Consider the following 25,984-nt stretch of genomic DNA (forward strand, 5'->3'; position numbering starts at 1 on the left):
ACCGGCACCTCACAACCTGCGAGCCAGCCAACCCCGGCCCTCGCAACCGAGTAGGAACAAAACCTGGGGTACTTCACATCCATCGGCATTTCGCAACAGCCACTCAGCGAGCGAAACGGCGCGCAAATCGCAGGATTGGGAGGTTGCGACACGGTCACAGGTGAGTACCTATCCGCGCATCAAGATCACAAGAGTCACTTTCGTCACTAACGTCACATCCGCCCATCGCTGACGTCTCATCGGGCGCCCGCCTCCGAAAGGTGTGACATGTCGCCGCCTCCGCGCATCGCCTCGTTGTCGGTGGCGTCCGCAACCGTGATCGCACTGAGCGCCGTGCTCGGCGTCGCCCCCTCGGCCACGGCGGAACCGTGCACCGGGGCGGCGGCGGCCGCACAACCGCCTGCCGCGCCGAACACCGAAGCGACGCCGGCGCTGCCGGGTGGCCCGCCGGTCGGCCACCGGCCTCGCAACACCAACGACGAAGCGCCGTTGCCGCGACTCGGCCGACTGCCCGCCGAGATCCTCCAGTCACTTTCGCCCCAGTCGGCGACCGTCGACCAACAGGCCGCCGTCCGCCCCACGCCACCTCAGCCCGTGGCGGATCAGCCTGTCGCGCAGCAGGTTCCCGCTGCCGCCCCCGAGCCGCCTCCGCCGCCCGCGCCGCCGGGGACGACGCTCGTCGGGTGGGTCACCGGCCCCGAAAGCCCGAACAACACGATCGGACGATTCGCGATCACCGGTACCGACCTCGGAATCATGTGGGACAACGGCGATGCCGGCAATCGTCAGGTGTTGATGGCGTTCGGTGACACCTACGGCTACTGCAGCGTGCGGGGGAAGCAATGGCGCTACAACGCGCTGCTGCGCACCCAGGACGGGGCGCTGTCGAAGACGGTCGCCGTGCCCGACGGCGCGCTCGCCAACCGTTACTCCGGTTCCCCGCTGTGGGCGCCCGGCCTGTCCAAGCAGATCATCAACAGCACCAAGTGGGCGCCGAATGAGAAGGGCATCATTCCGACCGCGGGTGTCGCGGTAGGCGGCAACCAGTTCGTGAACTTCATGTCCATCAAGAGCTGGGACGCCGACGGCCGGTGGACGACCAATTTCTCCGCGATCGCGGTCTCCCCCGACAACGGCGAGCACTGGGGCGTCTATCCCGGCACGGTGCGCGCCGCACGCGAAGGCGACGTCGCGGGCGCTCGATACGTGCGCGGCAACGAGAACTTCCAACAGGGCGCGTTCCTGACGCCGGGCGCGGGTGATCCCTACCTTTACACGTTCGGGACACCGGCGGGCAGAGCCGGCGCGGCGTACATCGCGCGCATCCCGCAGGGAGCGGTGCCCGATCTCAACCGCTACGAGTACTGGAACGCTGATCAAAATGCTTGGGTACCAAGGGATCCGGGTGCGGCCACCGTAGTGATCCCGGGCCCGGTCGGTGAGATGTCCGCCCAGTACAACACCTACCTCAAGCAGTACCTGGTCATGTACTGCAACGGCGCCAACGACGTGGTGGCCAGGATGGCACCCGCTCCGCAGGGACCGTACGGTCCCGAGCAGTTGTTGGTGCGGTCCTGGGATGTCCCCGGCGGTGTCTATGCGCCGTTCCTGCATCCGTGGTCGACCGGCAAGGAGTTGTACTTCAACCTGTCGCTGTGGTCGGCCTACAACGTCATGTTGATGCGCACGGTGCTTCCGTGACCTCACCAGAACCGTTCAGTCGCCCTCTGCCGCTTGCACTTCGGCCACCGACGTCAGCCCGCTGATCGACAGCACCGGCATCAGGATCGGGTTGGCAACGATCTTGCGGATCTGCTGTGCGTTTTCGAACAGGGCGTTGATCGCTCCGCTGTCGAGGTACTCGATCGCGGTCAAATCGACCGTCAACCGCCCCAACTCCTGATTTGACCTGCCGACGGCCTCGGCGATGGCGTCGGTGAACGTGTCGATATTGCTCAAGTCGAGTTCGCCCGCCGCGCTCAGCGCCACGGTGCCGTCGACCCGACGGTCGGTGCGCACGGTGAGCGCTGTGGGCATCAGGCGATCCTGGCGTGCAAGTCGATCGTCGTGCCGGAAGCGCCCGTCTCGATCGTGACGTTGTTCATCAGCGCCCGCATCAGCGCGATTCCGCGGCCGCGGTGGGACGCGGGGTCGGCGTGGGGCACTTTCCACACCCCGGTGTCGGCGATGGTCAGGTGAAGCCGGTCGGCCAGCACGGTCGCGCGCAGACGCACGGCGCCACCGGGACGGTCACGGTGCCCATGCTCGACCGCGTTGGCGAGCGCCTCCCCGGTGGCGATCAACACGTCGAGGGTTTGGCTCGGATCAATCCCCGCCCGCACCAACCACTTCCGCAGCTCGCTGCGCGTGCCTGCCAATTCAGCGGGATCAGCGCTGAATTCGATTTCCAGCGGCGCCGGTTGCCGATACAGCATGAGCGCGACGTCGTCCTGATATCCGTGGATGGGTGTCAGCTGCGTCATGATCTCATCGGCCAGGTCGTCCAGCGCTGTGGCGGAATGGTTTTCGAGCACGTCGACGGCCCGGCCAATGCCCTTGTCGAGAGATTCGCGCCGACGCTCCACCAGGCCGTCGGTGTAGAGCAACAACGTCGCGCGGGGCGGCATGACCTGCCGGCCCTCCGGACGAATGTGATCGAAGGGCAACCCGAGCGGGGTGACCGAGGCGTCGTCGAGCAGTCGGCTCGTGCCGTCGGCAAGCACCATGACCGGAGGCGGGTGGCCGGCACTGGAGTACAGCAACTCACCGGTGTCCGGATCGAGCACGGCGCAGAATGCCGTCGTGCACCGTGCGCCGGGCAACCGGGCGGCGAATCGGTCAAGGGCTGTCAGCGCCGCGGCCGGTCCGGGGTGTTCCAGAAGCAATGCCCGACAGGCGCTTCGCAGCTGCCCCATCACCGTGGCGGCGGTCAATCCGTGCCCGACGCAATCGCCGACGATCAACGCGATCCGGCCGTCGTCCAGATCGACGACGTCATACCAGTCACCACCGACCTGCAGCGGGCGCGTGGCCGGCTGGTACCGCACGGCGAAGCCGCTCGAAACCGTCGGACCAAGAATCGCGTGCTGCAGCGCGAGTGCGGTTTCACGCTGCTGGTCGAGTAGGTGGACGCGCTGCAACCCCTGGCCGAGCCTGCCTGCCAAGACCGCTAGCAGCGTCTTGTCTTCGGCCGTGAACGGTCGGCGCTCAGGCAACTCGAGGTAGACGACGAGCACCCCGCGCGGATGCTGCAGGGCGATGCGCGCGGACCCGGTGTCCGACGCATCGGCCACCAGTGAGTCTGCGGAGCGCAGCGAGGTGATCGCCAGTTTTGTGGGCGCGGGCAGGTCGTGCCACTGGGCAGGCTCGCCGGAACAGACCAGCCCTGTCGGATCGATCGTCGTGGCGCCGTCGACCGGAAACGTGACGGCCAGGACCCGGTGCGCCCGCCACACCTCACGCAGCACATCGGCTGCCGTGCGCACCGCGTCGTCGAGCGTATCCGCCTGCGCCAGTTGCTGGTTGAGCGCTGCCAGCGCGGCCTCCCGCTGCACCGTGTAGTGCTCGGCGGTGACGTCGCGGAAGGTGCCGACCAGCACGGGCCTGCCGGTGTCGATCTCCTCGATCTGGTTGTAGGTGAGAGTCACCCACAGACGGTGCCCGTCGCGGTGCGTAACCGGAACCGTGTGCCTGCCATGAGGTTCACGCAGAATCTGTGACAGCAGCTGGTTGGCTTGGTGGTGGGCTTCTGGATCCGACTCCGCCGTCGGCCACCACGGTTGTACGGGTTCGTACGGCAGTTCCTCGACGCCGTACCCCAGGATGTCGGTGAACGCCGCATTGATTTCGATCACCGCGCCGCGCTCGTCGGCCACGAAGAACGCTTCCTGCAGCGAGTCGATCAGCGCGGTGCGCCAGCGGGCGTGATGATTGCGGATCCTTGCGAGTTTGACGTTCGCGCGCACGCGCGCGAGCAGTTCCGCGGCGGCGAACGGCTTGACGAGATAGTCGTCGGCGCCGGCTTGCAAACCCTCGATGGCGGCTTCTTGTCCGGCGCGGGCGGACAACATCAGCACCGGTATGGCGGCGGTGCGCGGGTCGGATCGCAAGGCAGCGACGAGTTGAAGGCCGTCCAGACGCGGCATCATGACGTCGCTGACCACCATGTCGGGCAACTCCGTACGGACCGCGTCCAGCGCTTGCTGACCGTCGGTGACGGCGTCGACGAGGTATCCGTCGTTGCGCAGCATCCGGGCGACGTAGTCACGCATGTCGGCGTTGTCGTCGGCGATGAGCACACGCGGTGTGGTGCCCGGAACCGGAGGCGAAGTGGTTGAGCCGGGCAGCTTCGGGGGCACATCGGGGGCAGGCCCTTCGCCGTCGGCGGGCAGCCACCGCAGCGCCTCCTGAATGTAGGGTTCGGCACCTGCGGCCGCTATCCGCGTGTCGTCTGCCGAGAAGAGTGCCGCGGCCGGTAGATGCGCGGTGCCGAAGCGCAGGCGGATCGCGAACGTGGTGCCGACGCCTTCGGTGCTCTCGGCGGTGATGCTGCCGCCATGGAGTTCGACCAGCTCCTTGACCAATGCCAGGCCGATCCCGCTGCCCTCGTTCGACCGCGCCCGCACGTTCTCGATCCGGTGGAACCGTTCGAACAACCGGGGTATCTCCGCGGCGGCAATTCCGGCCCCGGTATCGGAGACGGTCACCACCGCATCGTCACCGTCGCGGGTCACGTTGACCGAAATGCCGCCGGTAAACGTGAATTTCAGCGCATTCGACAGCAGATTGAAGATCACCTTCTCCCACATGTCGCGATCGATGTAGACCGTTTCGTCGAGAGGAGGACAGTCAACGGTGAACATGAGGCCGGCACGCTCGATCGCCGACCGGAAGACGCTGGCGAGCTCGGCGGTGACGGACCCGAGCTCGACCGGGGCGAAGCTCGCCCGCATGCGGCCGGCTTCGATGCGCGAGAAGTCGAGGAGCGTGTTGACCAGCTTGGCCAGCCGTAACCCGTTGCGCCACACGATGTCCAGCTCCTCGCGGGCGGGAGCGTCGAGGTCGGCTCCGCGGGTCCGCAGTTCGGCGACCGGATCGAGGATCAACGTCAGCGGGGTCCGGAACTCATGGCTGATGTTGGAGAAGAACGCCGTTTTGGCACGGTCGAGCTCGGCGAGCTCTTCGGCGCGCTGCTGCTGCGCCTGGTAGTTGCGCGCACTGCCGACGCCCGCGGCGACGTGGCCCGCCACGAGCGACACGAAGCCGCGGTACGTGTCGTCGAGCCGGCGGTAGCGGTTGAGCGCGGCGACCAGGAAACCGATCGGAGAACCGCCCTGTTGTTGCAGCGGGACGACCAGCGCGTGTGTGGGTGGGTCGCGCCAGTCACCGGTCGGCAGGTCCGCATACCTGTCGTCGTCGAGTGTGAGCACCGTCGTCTCACCGCGCGCAGGTTTGTCGAGCGGCCAACTGCCATCGCTGTCTGCGGCCACACGTGGCGATGCGATCGGATGGTCGGCGATGCCCCCGGTGGATCCGGCAAGGCGTGCACCGTCGTCGGCGTCGAACAGATAAATCAACGTGAACGGCAGGTCACGCAAGTTCTGACCGAGTTGGCGTTCGGCGAACGCCATGATCTCTTCTTCGGTACGCACCGCGCTCGGGTCCGATCCGAGGTCGCGCAACGTCGCCATCTGCCGCTCGCTGATCACCTTCTGGGTGTCCTCGCTGACCACACACAGCATGCCCACGACCAGCCCGTCGTCGTCGCGCAGCGGGCTGTAGGAGAAGGTGTGGTACGTCTCCTCCTGATAACCGGAGCGCTCGAGGAACAGAAGCAGTGCCGAGTCCCAGGTCGCCTCTCCGGTGGAGAGCACGAGATCGATTCGCGGGCCGATATCGGGCCAGATCTCGGCCCACACCTCGCGCGCAGGCCGGCCGAGCGCCCAGGGATACTTGCGGCCCAACGTGTCCCGTCGGTAGGCGGCATTGCAGAAGAACGTCAGATCAGGACCCCACGCCATCCACATCGGGAATCGCGAGGACAGCAGGATGCTGACCGCGGTTTGCAGGCTCTGCGGCCAGCCGTCCGGCGTCCCCAACGGCGTGGCGGCCCACCGAACCTCGCCCAGATCGGGTCCGATCTCGCCGTCGGCATCGAAAACCGTGGTCAACCGAGTCTGCGGCCCGCTCGGGTTACTCATGCGTCGACCGCATCGGCCACAGACCCGTACGGCCGCAGAACCTTGTCGAGCCTGGTGACCTCGATGGGGCGGACCACCTCGGGGTTGGCGGCCACCAACCGCACCGTCACCCCCGCCGCCAAGCCCTTCTCGTAACACTCGAGGAGGGCGTTCAGGCCGGCACTGCCGAAGTAGCCGACCCTGGACAGTTCGACGATCAGCAACTTGGCCGGATGCTCGTCGGCGGCCTCGACCGCGCGGTCAAGGTGTGGCTGCAGCGATCCGACGCTGTTCGAGTCGATCTCGCCTGCTACCGACACCACCACCGCGGTGTCGCGCATGTCCAGGCTCACCTCTAATTGCGCCACGTCATCCCACCCGTCAGTGGTGGAGCGGTACGCGCGTCTGATCCGTCATGCCTTGGTGATACCCCGGCGGCGACGACTTCAGTTACCACGCGCATCCACGGCCCTCGATCACCTACTCGGCGCGGGTGTGCGCGGTGAGCAGCAGATGGTCGAACTGCCTTCGCAGGTCGTCACGCTGGGGATCGATCGTGCCGAGTTCGGCGACGATCTGCGCGGCCAGGGAGCGCAACTTCGTGTTGGTGTGCTGTGAGCGCCACATCAGCAACTCGAATGCGGCTTCGGCGTCGATGCAATAGACGAGCATCAGGGCGCCCTTGGCTTGCTCGATCGCCGCTCGGGCCTCGAACAGCTCGGGCAGCGACTCGCTCAACGCTTGACGGCGGGTCTGGGCGAACGTGTCGGTCAGGTCGATGTAGTAGCCCTCGGTACCGACCACCGCACCCTTGTCATCGAGCATCCGGTCGCCGATCACGATGACGGTATGCAACCTGCCCGCGGTGTCGATGAACCGGTGACGGCTGGAGAACGAGCCACCCAGGTGCAGGGCGTGGTCGAGTAGGTCCTGGACGTGCTGTCGGTCGTCGGGATGTTTGTGCGAAAGCAGCAGTTCGGTTGTCGGCACGACGGTGCCGGGTTCGTACCCGTGCATCCGCGCCACTTCGTCCGACCACTCCCAGCGCTGCCCGACGAACCAGAACCGGAACGTGCCGACATTGCGGTCCGCAATAGCCCAAGCCGAGGCAGACGGTAGGGGGCTGTCCGCCACGTCGGGGTTCGACATCTGCCCATCATGGCACCACGGACCCCGAAGAAGGAGCGCGTTCGGAAAGCTCTATAACTCCGGTTCTGCTCGGCCGCGGATGCTGGTTCCCACCGTCGCCCGCTCCGGGAACACGGCGGCCATCCTGCGCTGCGATGCCGGGGTGAGCACCCTCTGCGGCCACCAGAACCAACGGCCGAGCAGTGCGGCGATGGACGGCGTCATGAACGCGCGCACGATGAGGGTGTCGAACAGCAGACCCAACGCGATCGTGCTGCCGACTTGGGCGATGCTGCGCAGATCGCCGACGACGAACGAGGCCATCGTCGCGGCGAACACCAGGCCCGCCGAAGTGACGACCTTGCCCGAACCGGCCATCGCACGGATGATCGCGATTTTGAACCCGTGGTGCAGTTCCTCCTTGAACCGGGAAACCAGCAGCAGGTTGTAATCCGAGCCGACGGCCAACAACAGGATCACCGACATCACCAACACGATCCAGTGCAGCTTGATGCCCAGCAGGTGCTGCCAGACGAGCACAGACAGTCCGAACGACGTGCCCAGCGAAAGCAGAACCGTTCCGACGATCACCGCTGCGGCTACCACCGCCCGCGTGATGATCAGCATGATGATGAAGATCAACGCCGCAGCGGACAAACCGGCGATCATCAGGTCGTAGTTGGAGCCGTCGCGCATGTCCTTGTACGTTGCCGCGGTTCCGCCGAGGTAGACGGTGGACCCCTCCAACGGAGTGCCCTTGATGGCTTCCTTGGCCGCGAGCTTGATCGCGTCGATGTGGTCGATGCCCTCTGGGGTGGCGGGATCGCCCTCATGCTCGATGATGAAGCGCACCGACCTACCGTCCGGGGAAATGAAGTTGTCCATGCCACGCTGGAAGTCCTTGTTCTCGAACGCTTCTGGCGGCAAATAGAACGAGTCGTCGTTCATCGACGCATCGAACGCGTCGCCCATGGCGTGCGAGTTCTCCTGCATCGCGGCCATCTGATCCTGCAGACCCTTCTGCGAGGAGTGCATGGTCAACATCATCGTCTTCATCGTCTTCATGGTTTCGATCTGCTGAGGTAGCAGCAGGATCAGCTGAGGCATCAGGCTGTCGAGGTGTTCGAGATCGGGCACGAGGTGCTCGATGTCATCGGTCAGCGTGTCGATGCCGTCGAGGGTGTCGAAGATCGAGCGCAGCGACCAGCAGATCGGAATGTTGAAGCAGTGCGGTTCCCAGTAGAAGTAATTGCGGACCGGTCGGAAGAAGTCGTCGAAATCGGCGATGTGGTCCCGCAGTTCGGCAACGTCAACCGTCATCTCCTTGGTCTTTCGCACCATGCTGTGAGTGGTGTCGGCCATCTGCTGCATCAGGCTTGCCATCTTTTCCATCTGGTCGATGGTCGTCTGCATCTCGTCGGCCTGGACCAACATGTCGGCCATCCGGTCCTGCAGGTACTTCTGATTGAGCTGGTTGGTCGTGCCCTGCATGCTCAGCAGAAACGGGATAGTGGTGTGCTCGATCGGCTTACCCTGCGGCCGGGTGATGGTCTGCACGCGAGCGATGCCGGGTACGCGAAAGACCCCCTTGGCGATCTTGTCGATCACCAGGAAGTCGGCCGAGTTGCGTAGATCGTGGTCGCTCTCGACCATCATCAGCTCGGGGTTCATCCGGGCGGCGTCGAAATGCCGTTCGGCGACGCCGTATCCGATGTTCGACGGGGTGTCGGCGGGAAGGAAGTGCCGCCCGTCGTAGTCGACCTTGTATCCGTTCAGCGCCAGCAACCCGACCAGTGACAGGGCGCAGGTCGCGACCAGAACCGGCCCCGGCCATCGCACGACCACGACGCCGACCCGTCGCCATCTACGGGAGTTGATCGGCCGCTTCGGTTCGAATAATCCGAACCGGCTACCTACGACGGTGACAGCCGGACCCAACGTCAAGGCGGCGATCACCGCGACGAGAACGCCCACCGCGCACGGCACCGCCATGGTCTGGAACCACGGCAGCCTGGTGAACTTCAGGCACAACAAGGCGCCGGCGATGGTCAGACCGGATCCCAGCACCACGTGGGCAGTGCCGTGAAACATTGTGTAGTAAGCGGTTTCCTTGTCCTCACCGGCCTGGCGGGCCTCTTGATATCGGCCGATCAGGAAGATCGCGTAGTCGGTTCCCGCGGCGATGGCGATCAGGGTCAGCAGGCTGGTGGCGAATGTCGAGAGCCCGATGAGTCCAGTGTCACCGAGGAAAGCGACGATGCCACGGGAGGCGCCGAGTTCGACGAACACCATGAACAGGATCAGCACCATGGTGGCGATCGAGCGGTAGACGAACAACAGCATCACCGCGATGACGATCAGCGTTGCGACAGTTGCTTTGACGGCTCCCTTGTCACCGGCGACGCGCTGGTCGGCGTTCAACGCCGCTCCGCCGGTGACGTACGCCCTGATTCCCTGCGGGGCAGGGACTTCCGCGATGATGTCGCGAACCGCTTGGATCGATTCGTTCGCGATCGTCTCGCCGATGTTCCCGCGCAGATAGATCTGCACGTACGCCGACTTGCCGTCGGCGCTCTGCGCCCCCGCTGCGGTCAGCGGGTCGCTCCAGAAATCGGCGACGTGCTCGACGTGTTCCGGGTCGGCGCGGAACCTCTGGATCAACTCGTCGTAGTAGCGGTGTGCTTGTGCGCCGAGCGGTTTGTCGCCCTCCAGAATGACCATCGCGTTGCTGTCGGAGTCGAACTCCTGGAAGTTCGCGCCGATGCGCTGCATCGCGATGAAAGCCGGTGCGTCGTGGGCGTTCATCGAGACGGTGTTGGCCTCGCCGACCTTCTCCAACGACGGGACGAACACGTTGGTCACCGCGGTCAGCACTACCCAGCCGATGATGATCGGCACCGAGAGCACCCGGATGGCATGGGCAATGCGCGATCGTTCGGCCTGCGTTCCGGACGGACTGCGGGCTGGTCGAATTGCGGTCATCCCATGACCCTTCGGTGGCGCGCGTGTCGCAGGCCGACCGTGTCCCCATGACCCTGTCCACCGTGCGTGTCGTATATCTAGCCCGTCGAACTATCGCCTGTCAATCGTTGAAGACCAGCTCGTGGCTGGTTTCCCGGAGGACGCGGCGTCACCGGTTTGCTTGGGTGGGTCGGCGGCGCTGCGGAGGCAGGGCCCCCGCAACGCCCGCAGTCGAGCCAGTTGACGGAAGAAGCTCGGGCCAAGCTCTTTGCCCACCATGAGCACTTGCGCGGAAGGATGCGGATCGGGCGAAGTCCTTGCGCTCCGCTCGCCAGAAACCCTGGCGACCTGGAAGGCGATATCTCAGCAACTTCTCCGAGGGCCGTCAGCAGACGATTGCTGGGATGTGGCGCAGCTCACGGCGCCTCCGGAGAGGTAGCTCTGGACGGCGGCTGACTCTCGTGTAAGTTTCCTTACGATCACTGCGTGCATGCGCAAGTACCGTGCTTCATCTGCGATATGCCGAGTTATGACGCGTCGCTGACTGCGCAAGGTCGGCCAGCATAGTTCACCCTATTTAGTGGTACGAATCACTTGCCTCTTAGGATAGGCTCAGCTAATCTTCAGCTGCCATTTGGCAAATTCACAGGCACAACAGGAGAAAACGTGCAACTAGCAGTTCAGGCCGGTCCGCCGGTTCAGGACCTCCCACCCAGTTACTCGCCATCGAGTCGGCGCAACTCCAAGCTGTTGGTTGCTGGCGTCGCAATGGCAAGCGCCAGCGTGATCGCGGTCAGCCCGGTAGCCCCCCCGATGCCCACTGTTCAGGACGTCCAGGAGCGCGTCGCGCACGCCGCGGTCCAGCTCACGGCGGCCAGCAATCCGCTCCTCGTGTGGGGACAGGCCATCGCCGACACGTTCGGAAGCCTGGAGACGCTGACCGGAGACTCCGCCGGCGCGACGGAAAACCTCTTGCGGCAGCTGAGCACCGGCTACATCTTCCGCGAGACCGCCAACGTCCTGATCCAGAACACCTTGAACCCGGGTCCTCTGCTGGACCAGTTCATCAACTTCAACTCGAACTTCGGTCCCACCATCGAGACGGCGATTTCGGGGACCATCGAGGCGATGAGGCTGGCGGCTGAACAGCTTCCCGGTGTGATCAGCGAATCACTGACCTACCTGTCGCAGGGCCAGTTCTTCGAGGCCTTCTCCAAGGTCAACGGCTGGTTCGTGCTCAGGTTCCTGGGCGGGATGCGGCCGCTGATTCCGATCCTCTCCATTCCCGCGCAGTTCGTGGGCGCGCTGCCCGGCGCCGAGAAGCTGCCCGCACTGCTCGATGTCGTGTCTGAATTCGCGCTCACCAAGGCGATTTTCGAACCGATCGTCGGCTCGATCGTGCAGTCGACTGAGATCTTCGACGCCACACGCGAAGCGTTGGCCGCAGGCAACATCACGGACGTCGTCACCAATCTGGTGAACCTTCCGGTGCTGGCGCTCAGCGCTCTGGTCAATGGGTTCCAGCCGGCCGCCTCCCCCTCGGAGTGGCAGGGTCTGCTCGACCGTGGTCTGTTCACCTATCTCGCGGTCACGCTGCCCAACCAGATCGCCAACGCGATCGCGCCTCCGGTAACTGCTGCCTCGACCCTGAGTGTCCCGGGTGGCCCGGGCGAGTTCAGCTTCGGCGGTGAGACCATCGGGATCAGCCTCTCCGGCGACGGCGAGGGTGAAGGCGAAGGCACCGGTGAAGGCACGGGCGAGGGCACGGGCGACGGCACCGGCGAAGGCACGGGCGAAGGCACCGGCGAAGGCACGGGCGAAGGCACCGGCGAAGGCACGGGCGAAGGCACCGGCGAAGGCGAAGGCACCGGCGAGGAGAGCACGGAGGTGAATACCGGCGCCGAGGAAGGCTCAGACGCTGGTGAGGATGCCGGCGACAGCAACACCGACGCCGAGAGCACTACAGGCTCGAACACCAACACCGGCAGCAACACCTCGGGCATCAGCACCAGCCGGAGCGGCAGCACGGGTAGCACCACCGGTTCCGGCAGCACCGGTTCGACCGGCAGCACCGGCTCGACCGGCAGCACCGGCTCGAGCAGCAACACCGGCACTGGCACGGGCAGCACCACCGGTTCGGATGGCAGCACGGGCACCAGCACCACCGGCTCGACCGACACCACCGGCTCGAGCAGCAACACCGGCACCACCGGCACCGGTTCGGATGGCAGCACGGGCTCCGGCAGCACGGGCTCCGGCTCGGGCAGCGGCTCCGGCTCGGGCAGCGGTTCCGGCTCGAGCAGCGGCTCCGGCTCGAGCAGCGGTTCCGGCAGCAACTAAGTAGGTACGACGATGACGGCCCCCTCGGCAACGAGGGGGCCGTCTCTCGTCTCCGGCTAACCCGGGATCAGCGAGCGCCGCGCACAAGGCGCCCCGGCCGGGCGCCCGTGTCGACGCCGTCGCGGCGCGTCACCACGCCGCTGACGATCGTCGCGGTGTAACCGGAGGCGCCCTGCACCAACCGCTGTCCCCCGGCGGGCAGGTCGTAGGCCATCCGCGCGGGATGCAGAGTCAGCGCATCCATGTCGATGACATTGACGTCGGCCTTCTTTCCCACCTCGATGACGCCACGATCGGTCAGCCCGAACAGCTGTGCGGTGTCGTGAGACTGCTTGCGCACCACGTATTCCAGCGGAAGCTTGTCACCGCGGTGGCGGTCTCGCGCCCAGTGCGTGAGAAGGAACGTGGGATACGACGCGTCACAGATCATGCCGCAATGTGCACCGCCGTCGGACAACCCGACCACGCCCGCCGGATGCAGCAGCATCTCCCGGATCGCGTCGTGGTTGCCATAGAAGTAGTTGTAGAACGGCAGCATCAGCATCGCCGTTGCGTCGTCCTCGAGCATCAGGTCGTACAACGTGGTCAGCGGGTCCTCACCGCGGTCGCTGGCGATCTTGTCCACGGTGCGTTCGACCGTCGGTTCGTAGTCGGGCGGATCGCCCAGCGCATAGATGCGGCCCAGCGAGTACTGCACAAGCGCGAACATGTTGTCGAACAACACATTCGGGTCCGGCGGCAAGTCCTCCTCGGCCAGGATCACGGCCTTGACCGCCGGGTCCGCCAGGCGCGCGGCCAACTCTTCGCGGCTGCATTCGGCTTTCAGCTTGCGGAACGTCGGCCGGTGGGTGAAGGCGTGATGGCCCGGGAAGCCGAACAGCATCCCGAACGGGCGCGCAGCGATCTGCGGATAGAGTTCACTGCCTGACGCATGGGCCTCGGCCGAGATGTCGAGCTGTTCGCGCCACAGGTCGGGCGCCGCATCGACCTGGATCATCCCGAACGAGATGGGTCGGTCGATCTCGGCGGCGAGACGCTGCATCCATTCCAGTTCCTTCTTGGGCGCGATGATGTCCTCGCCTGCGACACCCTGCGGCGCCAGCTCGAACACGGCGCGCCCGCCCGCGGCCATCGCGCGGCCGAGGCCGAACAGTTCGTCCTCGGCGGCGAAGGTGCCCGGAACCGGTTCACCGTCGATGGCCCGGTGCCCCAGCGTGCGCGACGTCGAGAAACCCAGCGCACCGGCCTCGATGCCCTGCTGCACCAGGCGGGCCATCGCCGCGATGTCCTCCGGTGAGGCGGGCTCGTTGAGGGCTCCGCGCTCCCCCATCGCATACGCGCGCACCGCGCCGTGCGCGATCTGGCTGCCCACATCGATGGCGAAGTCCTGCTTTTCGACGACATCGAGATATTCGGGATAACTCTCCCACCCCCACGAGATGCCCTCGGTGAGCGCGGTGCCCGGGATGTCCTCGACGCCCTCCATCAAGCCGATCAGCCATTCCTCGTGGCCTGGCCGCACCGGTGCGAACCCGACGCCGCAGTTGCCGGTCACCACGGTGGTCACCCCGTGGCCGCTGGAGGGCTCGAGCAAGCTGTCCCAGCTGACCTGCCCGTCGTAGTGGGTGTGGATGTCGACGAAGCCGGGTGCAACGACTTTGCCGGTGGCATCGATTGTCTCGGCGGCCTCGCCAGCGAGCGGAGCGTCGCCGTGCCCGCGGCGACGGACTTCGATGATCTTGCCGTCCCTGATGCCGATGTCGGCGGTGTACCGGTCCGCTCCTGTGCCGTCGACGACGGTTCCGCCGGTGATTTTCAGGTCGAACACGATTACTCCTCCGCATCCGGATGTCAGCCGCTAGTGTCGGGCACTGTAACACCGTTACAGTGGCTTTGGCGGCGACTTCGGAAAGGACCGCTCGTGACGCACACAGCGCAAGAAGTCCGACGCGAAGATGCGATCGGTACCCCGCCCGCGCGGCCCACCCTGGTTCCCGCCGATAGGTACTACTCGCCCGCATTCGCTGCGCTCGAGATCGAACGCATGTGGCCCAAGGTGTGGCAACTGGCCTGCACGACCGACCATGTCGCCGAGCCTGGCGACTACTTCGAATATCGCTGCGGCCCATACTCCGTACTGATCGTCTGCGGCGAGGACGGCGTCTTGCGGGCGTTTCAGAACGCGTGCCGGCATCGCGGCAACTCACTGTGCTCCGGCGCGGGCTCGGGTCTGCGCGAGCTGCGGTGCGGCTACCACGGCTGGACGTGGGATCTCGGCGGATCACTGCGGCGGGTGCCGAACCGCAAGGGGTTCGGCGCATTACACATGTCCGAGCTGCCGCTGGTGCCGGTCGCGGTCGACACTTGGGAACGGCTGGTCTTCGTCAACCTCGATGTCGACGCGATACCGCTGCTCGACTACCTGGAGGCGATGCCCGCCGACGTCAAATGGTGCAGGCTGGCCGACTTCCGCTGCTACGCCACGATGACGATCGAGGTCGACGCCAACTGGAAGACGATCGCCGACGGCTACAGCGAGACCTACCACATTCAAACCCTGCACCCTGAGTTGCATCGCTGCATGGACGATGTCTACGCCCCACAGACGATCTGGGGACACACGGGCAAATCCGAACAGCTGTACGGGGTGCCGAGCCCGCACTTGAAACAGTCGGTCAGCGACGACGAAGTGTGGGACGCGTACGTGTGCACGCAGGGCGCATTGATGGGCGTCGAGGAGGGTACCCCGCTGCCCGACGACCGTGAACCCGGCGCGACGGTCGCCGATGTCATCGCCGCCCGCACACGCGCATTCGCCGCCTCCCGCGGTGTCGACCTGCAATGGGCGGACACCGGGCAGATCATGCGACTGCACCAGTACAACGTTTTCCCGAACATGACGCTGCTGATGAATGCCGACCACCTGACGGTGATGACGTCACATCCGGGAGCCGATCCGGACCGCGGTGAGTTGGTGATGCTGCTGTGGACACGGATGGCGCCAGGCGCGCCACGTACCAAGCCCGTCGACGTGCGGATGAACGCCGACGAAGCCCACCCCGGACTGGTTCTCACCCAGGACATCTCGGTGTTGGCCGGTTTACAGCGGGGCCTGCACCAGCCGGGCTTGAAGCATCTGACGCTGTCCAACGAGGAGCGCCGCGTGATCAACATGCACCGCAATCTGGAGCGCTACCTCGACCTGCCCGAGCCCGAACGGATGACCGGGGGTGAACCGGTTGAGCGGCAGTAGGGAGTCGATCAACTCCGACAGCATCCTCGACGCCGCCGCCAGGATGATCGAACTGCACGGGGTGAACGGCTTCACCATGCGCGGGCTGGCCGAGCAGCTCGGGGTGGCGGTGACGTCGATCTACTGGCACATCGGCGGCCGCAACAAGCTGTTCGACAGTCTGGTGGACCGGCTGCTCGAGGAGATGGCACATCTGCCCACCGAGGGTGATAACGCGGTCGACCGCATCGCATCACTCGCGCATGCTCAACGGCGAGCACTCATCAGCAGACAACATCTGCTCGCCATCGCCCACGAGCGCGACCAGACGCCTCGGTTGTTCCTGCCGGTTCAACGGGCGTTGGCGGCCCAACTCGCCGAGCTCGGCGTGACGGGCCAGGACGCTGCCCTGGTGCTGCGCGCAGTGGAGGTGCATGTCATTTCGTCTGCGGTGATGCAGTTTTCGGCTGTGCGCGGCGAGAAGCACGACGAGGAGGACCCGTCGCTGTGGACCGACGACTGGCCCGACCGTGCCCTCGTCCAGGCGCTGCAGTCACCCACCGACTACGACGCGGTGTTCGCCTACGGCCTCGAAGCGCTGTTGACCCCGCTGCGGCAGTGAGCGACTATGCCGGCGTGTAGCGCAGCATCGTCACGTCGTGCTCGGGGTAGTCGAAGAACACGGGTTTGACCCGAATCCCGACTCTCACGTCACCGGGTTCGACATCGACCAGCTCGGTGGAAAACCGCGGTCCCTCATCCCATTCGACGATCGCCAGCAGCTGAGGCACCGCATCGGCGAAGTGCGGCCCGACGGGCCGGCGCGCCACCGTGTACGAGTACAGCGTGCCCATTCCGGAGATCTCGCGCCACTGGAGGTCGTCGGCAAGGGTCCGCGGCGCTCGCACCCTCGGATAGAACACGTACGCATCCGATGACGGCGAGTACTGGATCAGGATGCGGTGCTGGGCCAGCGCATCCCAAAAGGGTGCGGTGGTCGGGGTTTTCACCGGCATGGGCCGCTCGAAGGTGGTCACGGGTCAGTCTCCCTCGAGGATCAGGGCGGTCTGTTCGGACAGGATTCCGCCGTTACCGGACACGAACGCGCGATTGCAATCGGGCACCTGTGCGGCGTCGGCCCTGCCCATGATCTGGCGCGTGGCATCGCAGACGTGGTGCATTCCGCCCGCGAGACCGGCCTGGCCGAAACCGAGTTGGCCCCCGGCGGTGTTGAGGGGGAAGTCGCCGCGGAACGTGAGGTCGTGGTCGGCGACGAACTGCATGCCCTTGCCCTTCTCGCAGAACCCCGCGTCCTCCAGCGACAGCAGCACGGTGATCGTGTAGCAGTCGTAGATCGAAACCATGTCCATATCGGTGCGGGTCAGATCGGTCATGCCGAATGCGGTTGCGGCGGCCTCCGCCATCGGGGTGTGCAGGAGATCGGCCGCGTACGTCGGGGTTTTGAACGGGACGTGCTCGCCGAAGCCCTTGATCCACACCGGCCTGTTCCGCGCCCGCTTGGCGATGTCTGCGCTCGCGACGACCACCGCTGCGCCGCCCACACACGGCATCACGATCTCGAGCATGTGCAACGGGTCGGCGATGATCGGGCTGCCCAGCACGTCGTCGACGGTGAGTGGTTTGTCCTTCCACACCGCGCCTTCGGTGTGATTTGCGTTGACGCGCTGATCGACGACGATCTTGGCCATCGCTCGCTCGTCGTAGCCGTAAACCGCTCCGTAGCGGGTGGCCACCTGACCATACGGCCCGTTCTGTCCCAGGTTGCCGTACGGGATCTCGAATTCCGCCTGCGGCGAACCGTACTGATTGCTCGACGAACCGAAGAACACGGCGTCCACCAACGGCTTCGGCTTCTTCTCCGACATCGGCGTGATGTAGCGCGCCGGCAGCGCGCACAGCACCACGTCGCACAAGCCGAGCTCGACCGCCGCCGCCGCCCGCCACACCATCGCCGCCGCGCTCGCCCCGCCGAGGTCGACAAGCTCGGCGAAGTTCGCTCGCACTCCCAGGTATTCGGCGATCGTCGACGGTACGAAGATCTCCGACTCGGCTAGGTGCGAGGTGACGATGCCGTTGACGAGCTCCCCTGAGAGCCCGGCGTCCTGCAGCGCAGCCGATGCCAGCTCCGCCCACTGCTCGAGGGTGAACGGTGCCGGGGTCGCCTTGTTCAACCGCTCGGGCGGCAGTTCGACGTAGCCGACGATCGCGGCTTCACCACGTAGTCCCATGGGTGTCCTTCTTCAGTTGATCACTTGCGCGGAAGCCCGAGGATCATCTGGGCGATGATGTTGAGCTGAATCTCCTTGGTGCCGCCACCGATCAGCTCGGCGGGCACTCGCAGATACGGCTGGACGACGTCGGAACCTGCCGCCATCGCCGATCGGCCCGCCGAACCGAGGGTTGCCGGGAACGTGCGTCGGAGAAGCACGTTCATCGCGACCTTGGCGATGCTAGACGCCGCGCCCGAAGCCTGCCCGTCGAGCAGCCGGATGGTCTCGCGCACGCCGAGTGCTTTGATCGCGTTGGCGTAGGCGTCGAGCTCCCCGAGTTCACGCAGCGTGTCTTCGTGCGCCCCGCCGGGCGCGGCGGCGCTTCGACGCAGTGGTGCGGCCCGGTCGTACTGCACGTAACCACTGATGGCAGAACGCTCTTCGGCCATGGTGGCGATCGCCAGCGCCCACCCCCCGGTTGGCTCGCCGAGCAGCATCTCGTCGGGAACGAAAACGTCGTCGAGGAAGACCTCGTTGAACTCCTGTTCCCCGCTGGCCTGCTTGATCGGCTGGACTTCGATCCCGGGTGAGCGCATGTCGATGATGAAGTAGCCGATCCCACGGTGCTTCGGGGCCGCCGGATCGGTCCGGGCAAGTAGCGCTCCGTAGTCGGCGCGGTGCGCCGACGAGGTCCAGATCTTGTGCCCGTGGATTCGCCATCCGCCGTCGACCTTGGTCGCCCGCGTGGCCAACGCGGCGAGATCCGAGCCCGCACCCGGCTCGCTGAATAACTGACACCACGCCAGTTCGCCGCGCTGGGTGGGCGTGATGAGCTGCTGCTGCAGCTTTTTCGAGCCGGCCTTGATCAGTGAGGGCAGGATCCACTCGGCGATTCCCAGCGACGGTCGTACCACCGAGGGCCGCTTGCCGAACTCCTCGTCGATGATCAGTTGTTGCAGCGGGCTGGCGGCGATTCCCCACGGCGGCGGCCAGTGTGGGGCGATCAATCCCGCATCGGCGATGGCGGTGCGCTGCGCGCCCGTGGCGAAGTGCTCGTAGTCGCCTTGGCGGCCCGGGCCGTCGTTGCTCAGCACCGCGGCCTGCTCGAGGGTTTCGGCGATCCGGGCCCGGAACGCGGATTCGGCATCACCGAGGTCGACCGAGAAATCGCGTTCGCCAACGGTGGTCAGTTCACCCAACCGCTTGGCCCAGCGATTCCTGTCCCCGATCGACGCGGACAGGCTGGTAGCCCGCCGCCAGTAGAGGTGCAGATCGTGTTCCCAAGTAAACCCGATGGCGCCGAACATCGTCAGCGTGTCCAGGGCAAGGTCCGGGCACGGCGCGACCGCCATCAGCGCAGCACCGGCCGCGGCCATCGCGTGTTGGTCGATCGGTTCGGACGCCGCGCGCACCGCGTCCCAGGTCGCCGCGCTGGCCAGCTCGCTGTTGACCAGAAGCATTGCGGCGCTGTGCTGCAGCGCTTGGAACGTGCCGATGAGCTTGCCGAACTGTTCGCGCGTGCGCAGATGCGCGGTGGCGGCTTCCACACACCACTGCGTGATGCCGGCGGCCAGGCTCGCTGTCAGCGCGGTGGCAAGGTACTCGGCCCGCTGGGCGTCGATACCGTTGAGAACGTCGGTCTTCTCGACCGGATAGTCGGTGAGACGCAACCTGCCGAGGTCAGTCAACAGGTCGGTGCCGCGCACGGATTCGACGGCCGCCGAGGGATGAGTCGTATCGATGGCGAGCCAGATGTGGTCGCCGCGGTCGCTGACGGCACAGACCAAAGCCGTTGTCGCCGCGCAAATCCCCGCGATCAGGTCCGAGTCGCCGTCGATCGACCACCGGTGGCCGTCGTCGCGGGCAGTGAATGTCGAGTCGCCGGGCAAGGCCAGCGCGGCCGCATCGCCGCCCGCGAGGCGGGTCAGCAACGCTGCGGCCGAAGGGGTCGGTTCGGCCATCAGGGCGACCGCGCCCGCCGCCACGGTCGGAAGCAGCGGCCCGGGCAGCGATGTCCTGCCCGCCGCCTCGAGCACACAGGCGGCGTCGAGGAGGGCGCCGCCCTGACCGCCGTAGTTCTCGGGCAAGTGCACGGCGTGAAATCCGTTGGCGACAAACTCCTTCCACCATGGCGGCAGATGGCCCTGCGCAAGCATGTCGAAAGATTCGCGGGTGGCCGACACCGGGGCGCGCCGCGCCGCGAACTGCGCGACCGACTCGCTGAGTTCGCGTTGTTCGGGGGTCAGGGCCAGGCTCACGCGGACTCCCTGCCGGACCGACGTGATGTTCGGAAGAAATGCGCGGCCGCCGCGATCGCGTCGGGTGTCGGCGACGGGTCCCAACCCAACTCGCGTACCGCCTTCGAGTGGTCCATTACAGACATGATGTTCATCAGCCGGATGTTCAGCGGTGTCAACAAGGTGTCACGGCCGCGGAGCCGGGCGATCCAGCTGCTCGGGTAACTCGCGGCTGCCATCAATGCGATCGGGACGCCGCGTCGTGGGGGATCGACTCCCACTGCGCCACAACCGGCTTCGAAAATCTCTCGCGAGGTCATCCACCGCTCGGAGACGATGTAGCGCTCCCCGATCCGGCCGCGATCACCCGCGAGGATCATGGCTCGCGCGGCATCCTCGATGCCGACAGTCTCGCTCTCGAAGCCGTCGATGTAGAACGGCAGCTTGCCGCGCACGGCCGCCGACAGCAGCGCCCCGTGCGGGGTCGGCAGCCAATCCCCAGGCCCGTAGGTGTTCGAGACGCACATCGCGACGGAGGGAAGACCCTTCTCGGCGCTGTAGCGCAGCACCATCTGCTCGGCCTGCACCCGGCTGCGGACGTAGTCGCCGCCGATGTCGAGCCAGTTGTGGGGGGTGGTCTCGTCGACGGGGCCGTCGTTGGAGCGGCCGATGGTGGCGATCGAACTGGTGAACACGAAGCGATGCAGTCCCGCGTCGACGGCGACATCCAGCACGGCTTGTAAGCCGTCGACGTTGGTGCGCCACATCGGCGCGGGGTCGAGCAGCCACGGACGCGCGTCGACGACGCAGTAGTACACGACATCGCATCCACGCATCGCGGAACGCACGCCGTCCGCATCGAAGATGTCGCCGCGCCGGATGTCGACCGGCACGCCGTCGATGCCGCGGGTGGAACTGGTCGGACGGAGCAGCACGCGCACGTCGTCGCCGCGGGCGACCAGTTGCTTGGTGACGTGGGAACCCAAGAAGCCGCTGGCGCCGATGACGAGCTTCTTGGGCGTCATGGGTGGGTGACCTCGGATTCTCTAGTTGCCGCGAGACGCATCGTCTCGCCGTGCCAAGATTAGACCCAGTTGTCACCGCCGGTGAAGGCACCCTAGTAAGAGGAGTCAGTTCATGGTCACTGAGGCGAAGGCGCCCCGCCGCCGCAGCGAGCGGTCTCGAACGGCGATCATCTCGGCCACCAAGGAACTGCTGCTCCAGCGCGGGTTCGACGGGCTGAGCATCGAGGCGGTCGCGGCGCGCGCCGGTGTCGGCAAGCAGACGATCTACCGGTGGTGGCCGAGCCGCCCGGCGCTGGTCGCCGATGTGCTGCTCGAGGATGCGGACAAGATTCTGCGCCCCGTCGGACACACCGACGACCTCGTGGCCGACCTGAGCCGATGGTCGGGCCGCCTCGCGGCCACGCTGACGGGCGAGCGCGGCAACGCCATGCTGCGCATCCTCACCGTCGCGGGAATGGAGCACGAGGACACCAAGTCACGCATGCAGGCGGGCTTCAGCGACCCACTGCACGAGGGCGTCAGAGCGCGGTTGTCGGCCGACGGGATCGACGACGCCACATCGCAGGCGGCGGCCGACGCCATCGTCGGCGGGATCGTCTACGCGATCCTCACCGAGGGGCGGTCGTTTCGCCGGAGCCGGGCCGAGGCGATCACTCGGACGGTCATCGCCGGGGCCTGCCGATGACTGTGGCTCCCAATGTGTTTCGTGTCTCTGCTAATGACGGCGTGACGATCGTCGCAGATCGCATCGGCGATCCGGCCGCACCTGCTGTGGTGTTCTTGCACGGGGGCGGGCAAACCCGGCGGTCATGGGGCCGAGCGGCGGCAGCGGTCGCCGAACGCGGGTGGCAGGCCGTCACCGTCGACTTCCGCGGACACGGCGAGTCCGATTGGTCGGCCGACGGCGACTATCGCGTCACCACGTTCGCCGGGGACGTGCTCGAAGTGCTCGGCGAACTGCCCGACCGGCCCGTCATCGTCGGCGCTTCCCTTGGTGGGTTCACCGCGATGCTGCTCGCCGGTGAACTCGCGCCCGGTACGGCGCGCGCGATCGTCCTCGTCGACATCGTGCCGGATATGAACCAGTCCGGCGCGTCACGCATCCACGACTTCATGGCCGAAAAGATGACCTCGGGCTTCGCATCGCTCGACGAGGTCGCCGACACGATCCAGCAGTACAACCCCCATCGGCCAAGGCCGGCCGACCTCAACGGCTTGAAGACGAACCTGCGCGAACGCGACGGTCGCTGGTACTGGCACTGGGATCCGAAGTTTATCGACGGCACCGCCGCGTCGCCGCCGATCGAAGTGACCGAAGTGGACCGGATGCACGCCGCGGTCGACACGATTCTGCGCACCGGCGTTCCGATGCTGCTCGTGCGCGGGCAGATGAGTGACCTCGTGACCGAAGAGCGCGCCCGGGAGTTCCTCGGCCGCTTCCCCGACGTCGACTTCGTCGATGTCGGCGGCGCCGGACACATGGTGGCCGGAGATCGCAACGACGCCTTCGCCGAGGCCGTGGTGAACTTCGTCATCCGGCACACGTAGGGGCGCTCACGGGCTCAAAATACGACGGTCCGTGAGGGATTTCATCCAGTTGCGACCTTGACCGGTTAGCCGTCCTAAGAGCAAGCTCTAGCTCGTGATCGAGTTGAGTGAGCAACAGATCCTGGATCAGATCGCCGACCGCCTGGCGGGGTCTTATCCAAGCGTTCCGGCGGATGCGGTGACGAGCCTGGTCCGCGAACAGCATGCCCGCTTCGCGGGTCGTCCCATCCGCGACTTCATCCCGTTGTTCGTCGAGCGGCAGGCACGTGCCGAACTCGAGCGAATCGAGCGCCCCGCCGCCCGGGTCTGACCTCAGCGGCGTTGCCGACCACCTCCGCGAAGCATCGAATCAACACCCCTCGGCGCTACCGTGTCTGACTGACCGCTACTTCCGTGTCGGCGAAAGGCCGCAATGACAGAGAACAGGGTCGGCCGGGTTGCCGGCAAGGTCGCGTTCATCACCGGTGCTGCGCGCGGTCAGGGGCGCGAACACGCGGTCCGGCTCGCCGAGGAGGGTGCCGACGTCATCGCCGTCGACGTGTGCGACGACATCGAGGCCGCCGGATATCCCGGTCCCACGGAGGCAGACCTCGCCGACACGGCAACGCTGGTCGAGAAGTCGGGCCGCCGCATAGTGACCGCCAAGGCGGATGTGCGCGACCTCGCGAGCCTTCAGACGGCTCTCGAGCGCGGGGTCGGTGAACTCGGACCGCTCGACATCGTCGTCGCCAACGCCGGCATCAGCGCCGATCCAGCGCCCGCCGCGATGATCCGGGAATCCGCGTGGCAGACGATGTTCGACATCAACGTGACCGGCGTCTGGCACACCGTGAAAGCCGCACTGCCGCACATGACCAACGGCGGTGGCTCGATCATCCTGGTCAGTTCGATGTTGGGGCTTCGCGGCGGCGGCTACATGGCCCACTACGCGTCGGCCAAGCACGCTGTCGTTGGGTTGATGAACTCGCTGGCCAATGAGCTTGCACCGCAATGGATCAGGGTCAACTCGATTCACCCCGGCAACATCCTGACACCGATGATCGACAACGACCACTTCCGACGCACGGTCCGGCCCGACCTCGCCGATCCGACGATGGAGGACGCCACGCAGGTCATCGGACACTTCCACATGCTGCCGGAACCGGTAATCGAAGCACGCGCAGTGAGCAACGCCGTGTTGTTTCTCGCGTCCGACGAATCGCAGTACATCACCGGAGCGGCGTTACCCGTTGACGCCGGCGCCGTAGCCAAGTTCTGACTTTCGTGCGGCTATCCGGACTTGGTGGCGTTGAACCTCTGGAACCGCCACAGGTACGACGGCAGCCGCCGAGCGGGCACGGATTTCGGCCAGTCCCGCGACCGGAAGTAGGCGTCCGAACCGCCGTCGACGAAAATGATGCTGCCGCAGAGGAAGTCGGCGGAGTCTGACAGCATGAACAGCATCCAGTCGGCGAGCTGGGCGGGATCTCCGAAACCTCCGACAGGCACCGGGAAAGCGTTGACCGCCTTGGCCTCGCGCGGTGTGGCCAGTTGCTTTTCCAACAGCGGCGTCATGATCGCACCGGGGGCGAGGGCGTTGAGCCGGATGCCCGTGCCCGCCCACTGTGGTGTCACCGCGGTGCGCCGGACCCAGTGGGAGACCGCGATTTTAGAGGCGGCGTAGCCGAGCGACGGCGCGGCAGGCCCGAGCAGCTTCAGGGAGCGCACCGCTTTGTCGGTATCGCCGTCCAAGAGCGCACGCACTGTGCGTCGCGGCACCGCGGGGGTGGTGGTCGTCGAGTTGCTGCCGATCACCACGACTTTGGCTCGATCAGTGGCGGCCAGAGCGGGGCGCCACGCCTGCAGCAGGTCGACAACGCCGCGATAGTTGACCTCGAATATCCGCCGCGTGCTGTCCTTGCCGGGCGTCGGCCCGATTCCTGCGGCCAACACGGCACCGTCCAGTCGGTTCGACCTGGCGAGCACCTGATCGGCGGCGGTCTGTCGCCCCTCGGCAGTCGACAGGTCGGCCTCGATGTCGCCTTCTTTGACGTCGACAGCGATGACGGTGTGCCCCTGTGCCCTCAGCTTGGTCGCGGCTTGCTGACCCATGCCGGATGCGGCCCCGGTGACTACGTACACACCCATCTCGACCATCCCCTGCCATCGACCGCTTCTCGTTCGCCCAACGTCGACGGGCAGCGTAACGGCGAGCACAGTCCTGCCTTCGTAGAGGTCGCTGTCCTGCGCCTTGAAGGCCGCTGGTTCTGCGATCTTTGACGACGAGGTTTGCGCTGGATCTCCGTGGGCACAGATGTGCCATGAGCCATGATCCGTATGCATATACGGACCGAATCAGCGCGGCGATCTGGGTGGGCATCGCGATCGGGATGTCGGCGTTTGTCTTGCTGTCGGCGATACTCGCCGCGGGTTGAACTTGTTGGGATCGGTAGCCCCGGTCCCCGGCTGTACTTCAGTCACGACGAAGCCATCCCGGCGACGTGATGACGAAAAGGAACAGCAATGAATATCGTGCCCGCCCGCGTCGAAGAGCAGGTCGGTCGCGTCGACCGGACGTACAGCCTGGTGATCGGAATCTCTGCGGGGCTGACTGCGCTCTGGTCGCTCTACCGCGTGCTCTGGCTCTTCTACACGGCTGCGACGTTCTCCAGCATCGGATGGTCACCGGTGTCGCTGGTGTTGCCGCTCGTGCTGTGGCTCGTGATCGGTGTCGCCGCGGGGTATGTCGCGGCCGCATTCCTGATCCGGTACGCCAAACAGCCCTGACCACGTTCGAGAGGGGGCCGCAGCGATGCGGCCCCCTTGGGTGTATGCGGAGCCGTTCTGCGACCGTGCCCGTCGGCGGTAGCCATCGCGTAAAGGCGCGCCCGACTCGCCCACACACGTGCGAAGTGCTGTGGGGCAGGCTAATTCACCCTCAGCCCTGATCGTCGCCGTCGTCGCTGTCGGGGCAGTCTGCGCTGTGGTCGTCGCTGTCGGGACACTCTCCGCTGTCTTCGGGGGCTCCCTCGTCGTCCTCGTCGTCCTCGTCGTCTCCGTCGTCGGGGATGAGGTAGCGGTTGGGGTGGTGGTAGTTGTTGATGCGGGCTTGGCCGGTGTCGAG

20 protein-coding genes and 1 pseudogene are annotated in these 25,984 nt (G+C 66.0%); 9 read left to right on the forward strand and 12 right to left on the reverse strand.

The window, feature by feature from the left end; translation table 11 throughout:
• The first annotated feature begins 267 nt into the window (after window positions 1–267).
• A complete protein-coding gene (locus AU192_RS18705; RefSeq protein ID WP_082695066.1) occupies window positions 268–1,701 on the forward strand; it encodes a DUF4185 domain-containing protein in 1,434 nt (477 codons plus the stop codon).
• A gap of 15 nt (window positions 1,702–1,716) precedes the next feature.
• Here AU192_RS18705 and AU192_RS18710 read toward each other — a convergent pair whose 3' ends face one another.
• The 5 genes from AU192_RS18710 to AU192_RS18730 all read right to left on the reverse strand — a co-directional run bounded on the left by AU192_RS18710 (window position 1,717) and on the right by AU192_RS18730 (window position 10,289).
• Window positions 1,717–2,037: an STAS domain-containing protein gene (locus AU192_RS18710; protein WP_064398895.1), complete on the reverse strand. Its 321-nt coding sequence runs from the start codon at window positions 2,035–2,037 to the stop codon at window positions 1,717–1,719.
• Window positions 2,037–6,200 (reverse strand): SpoIIE family protein phosphatase, encoded by a 4,164-nt coding sequence (locus AU192_RS18715; protein ID WP_064398897.1) that lies wholly within the window; start codon window positions 6,198–6,200, stop codon window positions 2,037–2,039. The genes AU192_RS18710 and AU192_RS18715 overlap by 1 nt, the downstream gene beginning before the upstream one ends.
• A complete protein-coding gene (locus AU192_RS18720) occupies window positions 6,197–6,547 on the reverse strand; it encodes an STAS domain-containing protein (RefSeq protein WP_094289728.1) in 351 nt (116 codons plus the stop codon). The genes AU192_RS18715 and AU192_RS18720 overlap by 4 nt, the downstream gene beginning before the upstream one ends.
• Window positions 6,548–6,659: 112 nt before the next feature.
• Window positions 6,660–7,328, reverse strand: a complete 669-nt coding sequence (locus AU192_RS18725; protein WP_082693849.1) for a PAS and ANTAR domain-containing protein — start codon at window positions 7,326–7,328, stop codon at window positions 6,660–6,662.
• 51 nt (window positions 7,329–7,379) lie between these two features.
• Window positions 7,380–10,289 carry an MMPL/RND family transporter gene (locus tag AU192_RS18730; protein WP_064398899.1) on the reverse strand — a complete coding sequence of 970 codons (2,910 nt, stop codon included), beginning with the start codon at window positions 10,287–10,289 and terminating at the stop codon, window positions 7,380–7,382.
• Between the two features lie 747 nt (window positions 10,290–11,036).
• Here AU192_RS18730 and AU192_RS25495 point away from each other — a divergent pair.
• A complete protein-coding gene (locus tag AU192_RS25495) occupies window positions 11,037–12,608 on the forward strand; it encodes a hypothetical protein (RefSeq protein WP_064398901.1) in 1,572 nt (523 codons plus the stop codon).
• 67 nt (window positions 12,609–12,675) lie between these two features.
• On the opposite strand, the gene AU192_RS18740 is transcribed toward AU192_RS25495, so the two are convergent.
• A complete protein-coding gene (locus AU192_RS18740) occupies window positions 12,676–14,436 on the reverse strand; it encodes an N-acyl-D-amino-acid deacylase family protein (RefSeq protein ID WP_064398903.1) in 1,761 nt (586 codons plus the stop codon).
• A 93-nt stretch (window positions 14,437–14,529) separates the two neighbouring features.
• Here AU192_RS18740 and AU192_RS18745 point away from each other — a divergent pair, with 93 nt between their 5' ends.
• A complete protein-coding gene (locus AU192_RS18745; RefSeq protein WP_064398905.1) occupies window positions 14,530–15,861 on the forward strand; it encodes an aromatic ring-hydroxylating oxygenase subunit alpha in 1,332 nt (443 codons plus the stop codon).
• Complete coding sequence (locus AU192_RS18750; protein WP_064398931.1) at window positions 15,848–16,462, forward strand: TetR/AcrR family transcriptional regulator; 615 nt, start codon at window positions 15,848–15,850, stop codon at window positions 16,460–16,462. The genes AU192_RS18745 and AU192_RS18750 overlap by 14 nt, the downstream gene beginning before the upstream one ends.
• A 4-nt stretch (window positions 16,463–16,466) precedes the next feature.
• Here the strand turns inward: AU192_RS18750 and AU192_RS18755 are convergent, their stop codons facing one another.
• The 4 genes from AU192_RS18755 to AU192_RS18770 are packed head-to-tail and all read right to left on the reverse strand — an operon-like array spanning window position 16,467 to window position 21,333.
• A complete protein-coding gene (locus AU192_RS18755) occupies window positions 16,467–16,877 on the reverse strand; it encodes a Zn-ribbon domain-containing OB-fold protein (protein ID WP_064398908.1) in 411 nt (136 codons plus the stop codon).
• Window positions 16,878–16,880: 3 nt separating this feature from the next.
• Complete coding sequence (locus AU192_RS18760; RefSeq protein ID WP_064398910.1) at window positions 16,881–18,089, reverse strand: thiolase family protein; 1,209 nt, start codon at window positions 18,087–18,089, stop codon at window positions 16,881–16,883.
• A 20-nt stretch (window positions 18,090–18,109) separates the two neighbouring features.
• Window positions 18,110–20,329: an acyl-CoA dehydrogenase family protein gene (locus AU192_RS18765; protein WP_064398913.1), complete on the reverse strand. Its 2,220-nt coding sequence runs from the start codon at window positions 20,327–20,329 to the stop codon at window positions 18,110–18,112.
• Window positions 20,326–21,333 carry an NAD-dependent epimerase/dehydratase family protein gene (locus AU192_RS18770; RefSeq protein WP_064398915.1) on the reverse strand — a complete coding sequence of 336 codons (1,008 nt, stop codon included), beginning with the start codon at window positions 21,331–21,333 and terminating at the stop codon, window positions 20,326–20,328. The genes AU192_RS18765 and AU192_RS18770 overlap by 4 nt, the downstream gene beginning before the upstream one ends.
• A 112-nt stretch (window positions 21,334–21,445) precedes the next feature.
• Here AU192_RS18770 and AU192_RS18775 point away from each other — a divergent pair, with 112 nt between their 5' ends.
• From AU192_RS18775 to AU192_RS18790, 4 genes are all read left to right on the forward strand, one after another.
• Window positions 21,446–22,018, forward strand: coding sequence for a TetR/AcrR family transcriptional regulator (locus AU192_RS18775; protein ID WP_064398918.1), 573 nt, complete (start codon window positions 21,446–21,448; stop codon window positions 22,016–22,018).
• Window positions 22,015–22,881 carry an alpha/beta fold hydrolase gene (locus tag AU192_RS18780; protein ID WP_082695067.1) on the forward strand — a complete coding sequence of 289 codons (867 nt, stop codon included), beginning with the start codon at window positions 22,015–22,017 and terminating at the stop codon, window positions 22,879–22,881. The genes AU192_RS18775 and AU192_RS18780 overlap by 4 nt, the downstream gene beginning before the upstream one ends.
• A 94-nt stretch (window positions 22,882–22,975) precedes the next feature.
• The gene (locus AU192_RS18785; RefSeq protein ID WP_064398919.1) at window positions 22,976–23,191 is read left to right on the forward strand and encodes a three-helix bundle dimerization domain-containing protein; all 216 of its coding nucleotides are present in this window, start codon (window positions 22,976–22,978) and stop codon (window positions 23,189–23,191) included.
• Window positions 23,192–23,293: 102 nt separating this feature from the next.
• Window positions 23,294–24,139, forward strand: a complete 846-nt coding sequence (locus tag AU192_RS18790) for a mycofactocin-coupled SDR family oxidoreductase (RefSeq protein ID WP_064398921.1) — start codon at window positions 23,294–23,296, stop codon at window positions 24,137–24,139.
• 11 nt (window positions 24,140–24,150) lie between these two features.
• On the opposite strand, the gene AU192_RS18795 is transcribed toward AU192_RS18790, so the two are convergent.
• Window positions 24,151–25,008: an SDR family oxidoreductase gene (locus AU192_RS18795; protein ID WP_064398936.1), complete on the reverse strand. Its 858-nt coding sequence runs from the start codon at window positions 25,006–25,008 to the stop codon at window positions 24,151–24,153.
• A gap of 375 nt (window positions 25,009–25,383) precedes the next feature.
• On the opposite strand from AU192_RS18795, the gene AU192_RS18800 reads away from it, so the two are divergent.
• A complete protein-coding gene (locus AU192_RS18800) occupies window positions 25,384–25,647 on the forward strand; it encodes a hypothetical protein (RefSeq protein WP_064398923.1) in 264 nt (87 codons plus the stop codon).
• A gap of 151 nt (window positions 25,648–25,798) precedes the next feature.
• Here AU192_RS18800 and AU192_RS25740 read toward each other — a convergent pair.
• Window positions 25,799–25,984: pseudogene (locus AU192_RS25740) on the reverse strand (HNH endonuclease signature motif containing protein); the annotation flags it as partial.

The sequence above is a fragment of the Mycobacterium lehmannii genome (assembly GCF_001499925.1).
Lineage (GTDB): Bacteria > Actinomycetota > Actinomycetes > Mycobacteriales > Mycobacteriaceae > Mycobacterium > Mycobacterium lehmannii.

Bases quoted from the DNA above. Each gene is read 5' to 3' on its own strand.
- AU192_RS18800 (WP_064398923.1), top strand. From the start codon at position 25,384: ATGAATATCGTGCCCGCCCGCGTCGAAGAGCAGGTCGGTCGCGTCGAC.
- AU192_RS18725 (WP_082693849.1), bottom strand. From the start codon at position 7,328: ATGTCGAACCCCGACGTGGCGGACAGCCCCCTACCGTCTGCCTCGGCT.
- AU192_RS18760 (WP_064398910.1), bottom strand. From the start codon at position 18,089: ATGGGACTACGTGGTGAAGCCGCGATCGTCGGCTACGTCGAACTGCCG.
- AU192_RS18795 (WP_064398936.1), bottom strand. From the start codon at position 25,008: ATGGGTGTGTACGTAGTCACCGGGGCCGCATCCGGCATGGGTCAGCAA.
- AU192_RS18715 (WP_064398897.1), bottom strand. From the start codon at position 6,200: ATGAGTAACCCGAGCGGGCCGCAGACTCGGTTGACCACGGTTTTCGAT.
- AU192_RS18705 (WP_082695066.1), top strand. From the start codon at position 268: ATGTCGCCGCCTCCGCGCATCGCCTCGTTGTCGGTGGCGTCCGCAACC.
- AU192_RS18710 (WP_064398895.1), bottom strand. From the start codon at position 2,037: ATGCCCACAGCGCTCACCGTGCGCACCGACCGTCGGGTCGACGGCACC.
- AU192_RS18790 (WP_064398921.1), top strand. From the start codon at position 23,294: ATGACAGAGAACAGGGTCGGCCGGGTTGCCGGCAAGGTCGCGTTCATC.
- AU192_RS18730 (WP_064398899.1), bottom strand. From the start codon at position 10,289: ATGACCGCAATTCGACCAGCCCGCAGTCCGTCCGGAACGCAGGCCGAA.
- AU192_RS18770 (WP_064398915.1), bottom strand. From the start codon at position 21,333: ATGACGCCCAAGAAGCTCGTCATCGGCGCCAGCGGCTTCTTGGGTTCC.
- AU192_RS25495 (WP_064398901.1), top strand. From the start codon at position 11,037: ATGGCAAGCGCCAGCGTGATCGCGGTCAGCCCGGTAGCCCCCCCGATG.
- AU192_RS18775 (WP_064398918.1), top strand. From the start codon at position 21,446: ATGGTCACTGAGGCGAAGGCGCCCCGCCGCCGCAGCGAGCGGTCTCGA.
- AU192_RS18780 (WP_082695067.1), top strand. From the start codon at position 22,015: ATGACTGTGGCTCCCAATGTGTTTCGTGTCTCTGCTAATGACGGCGTG.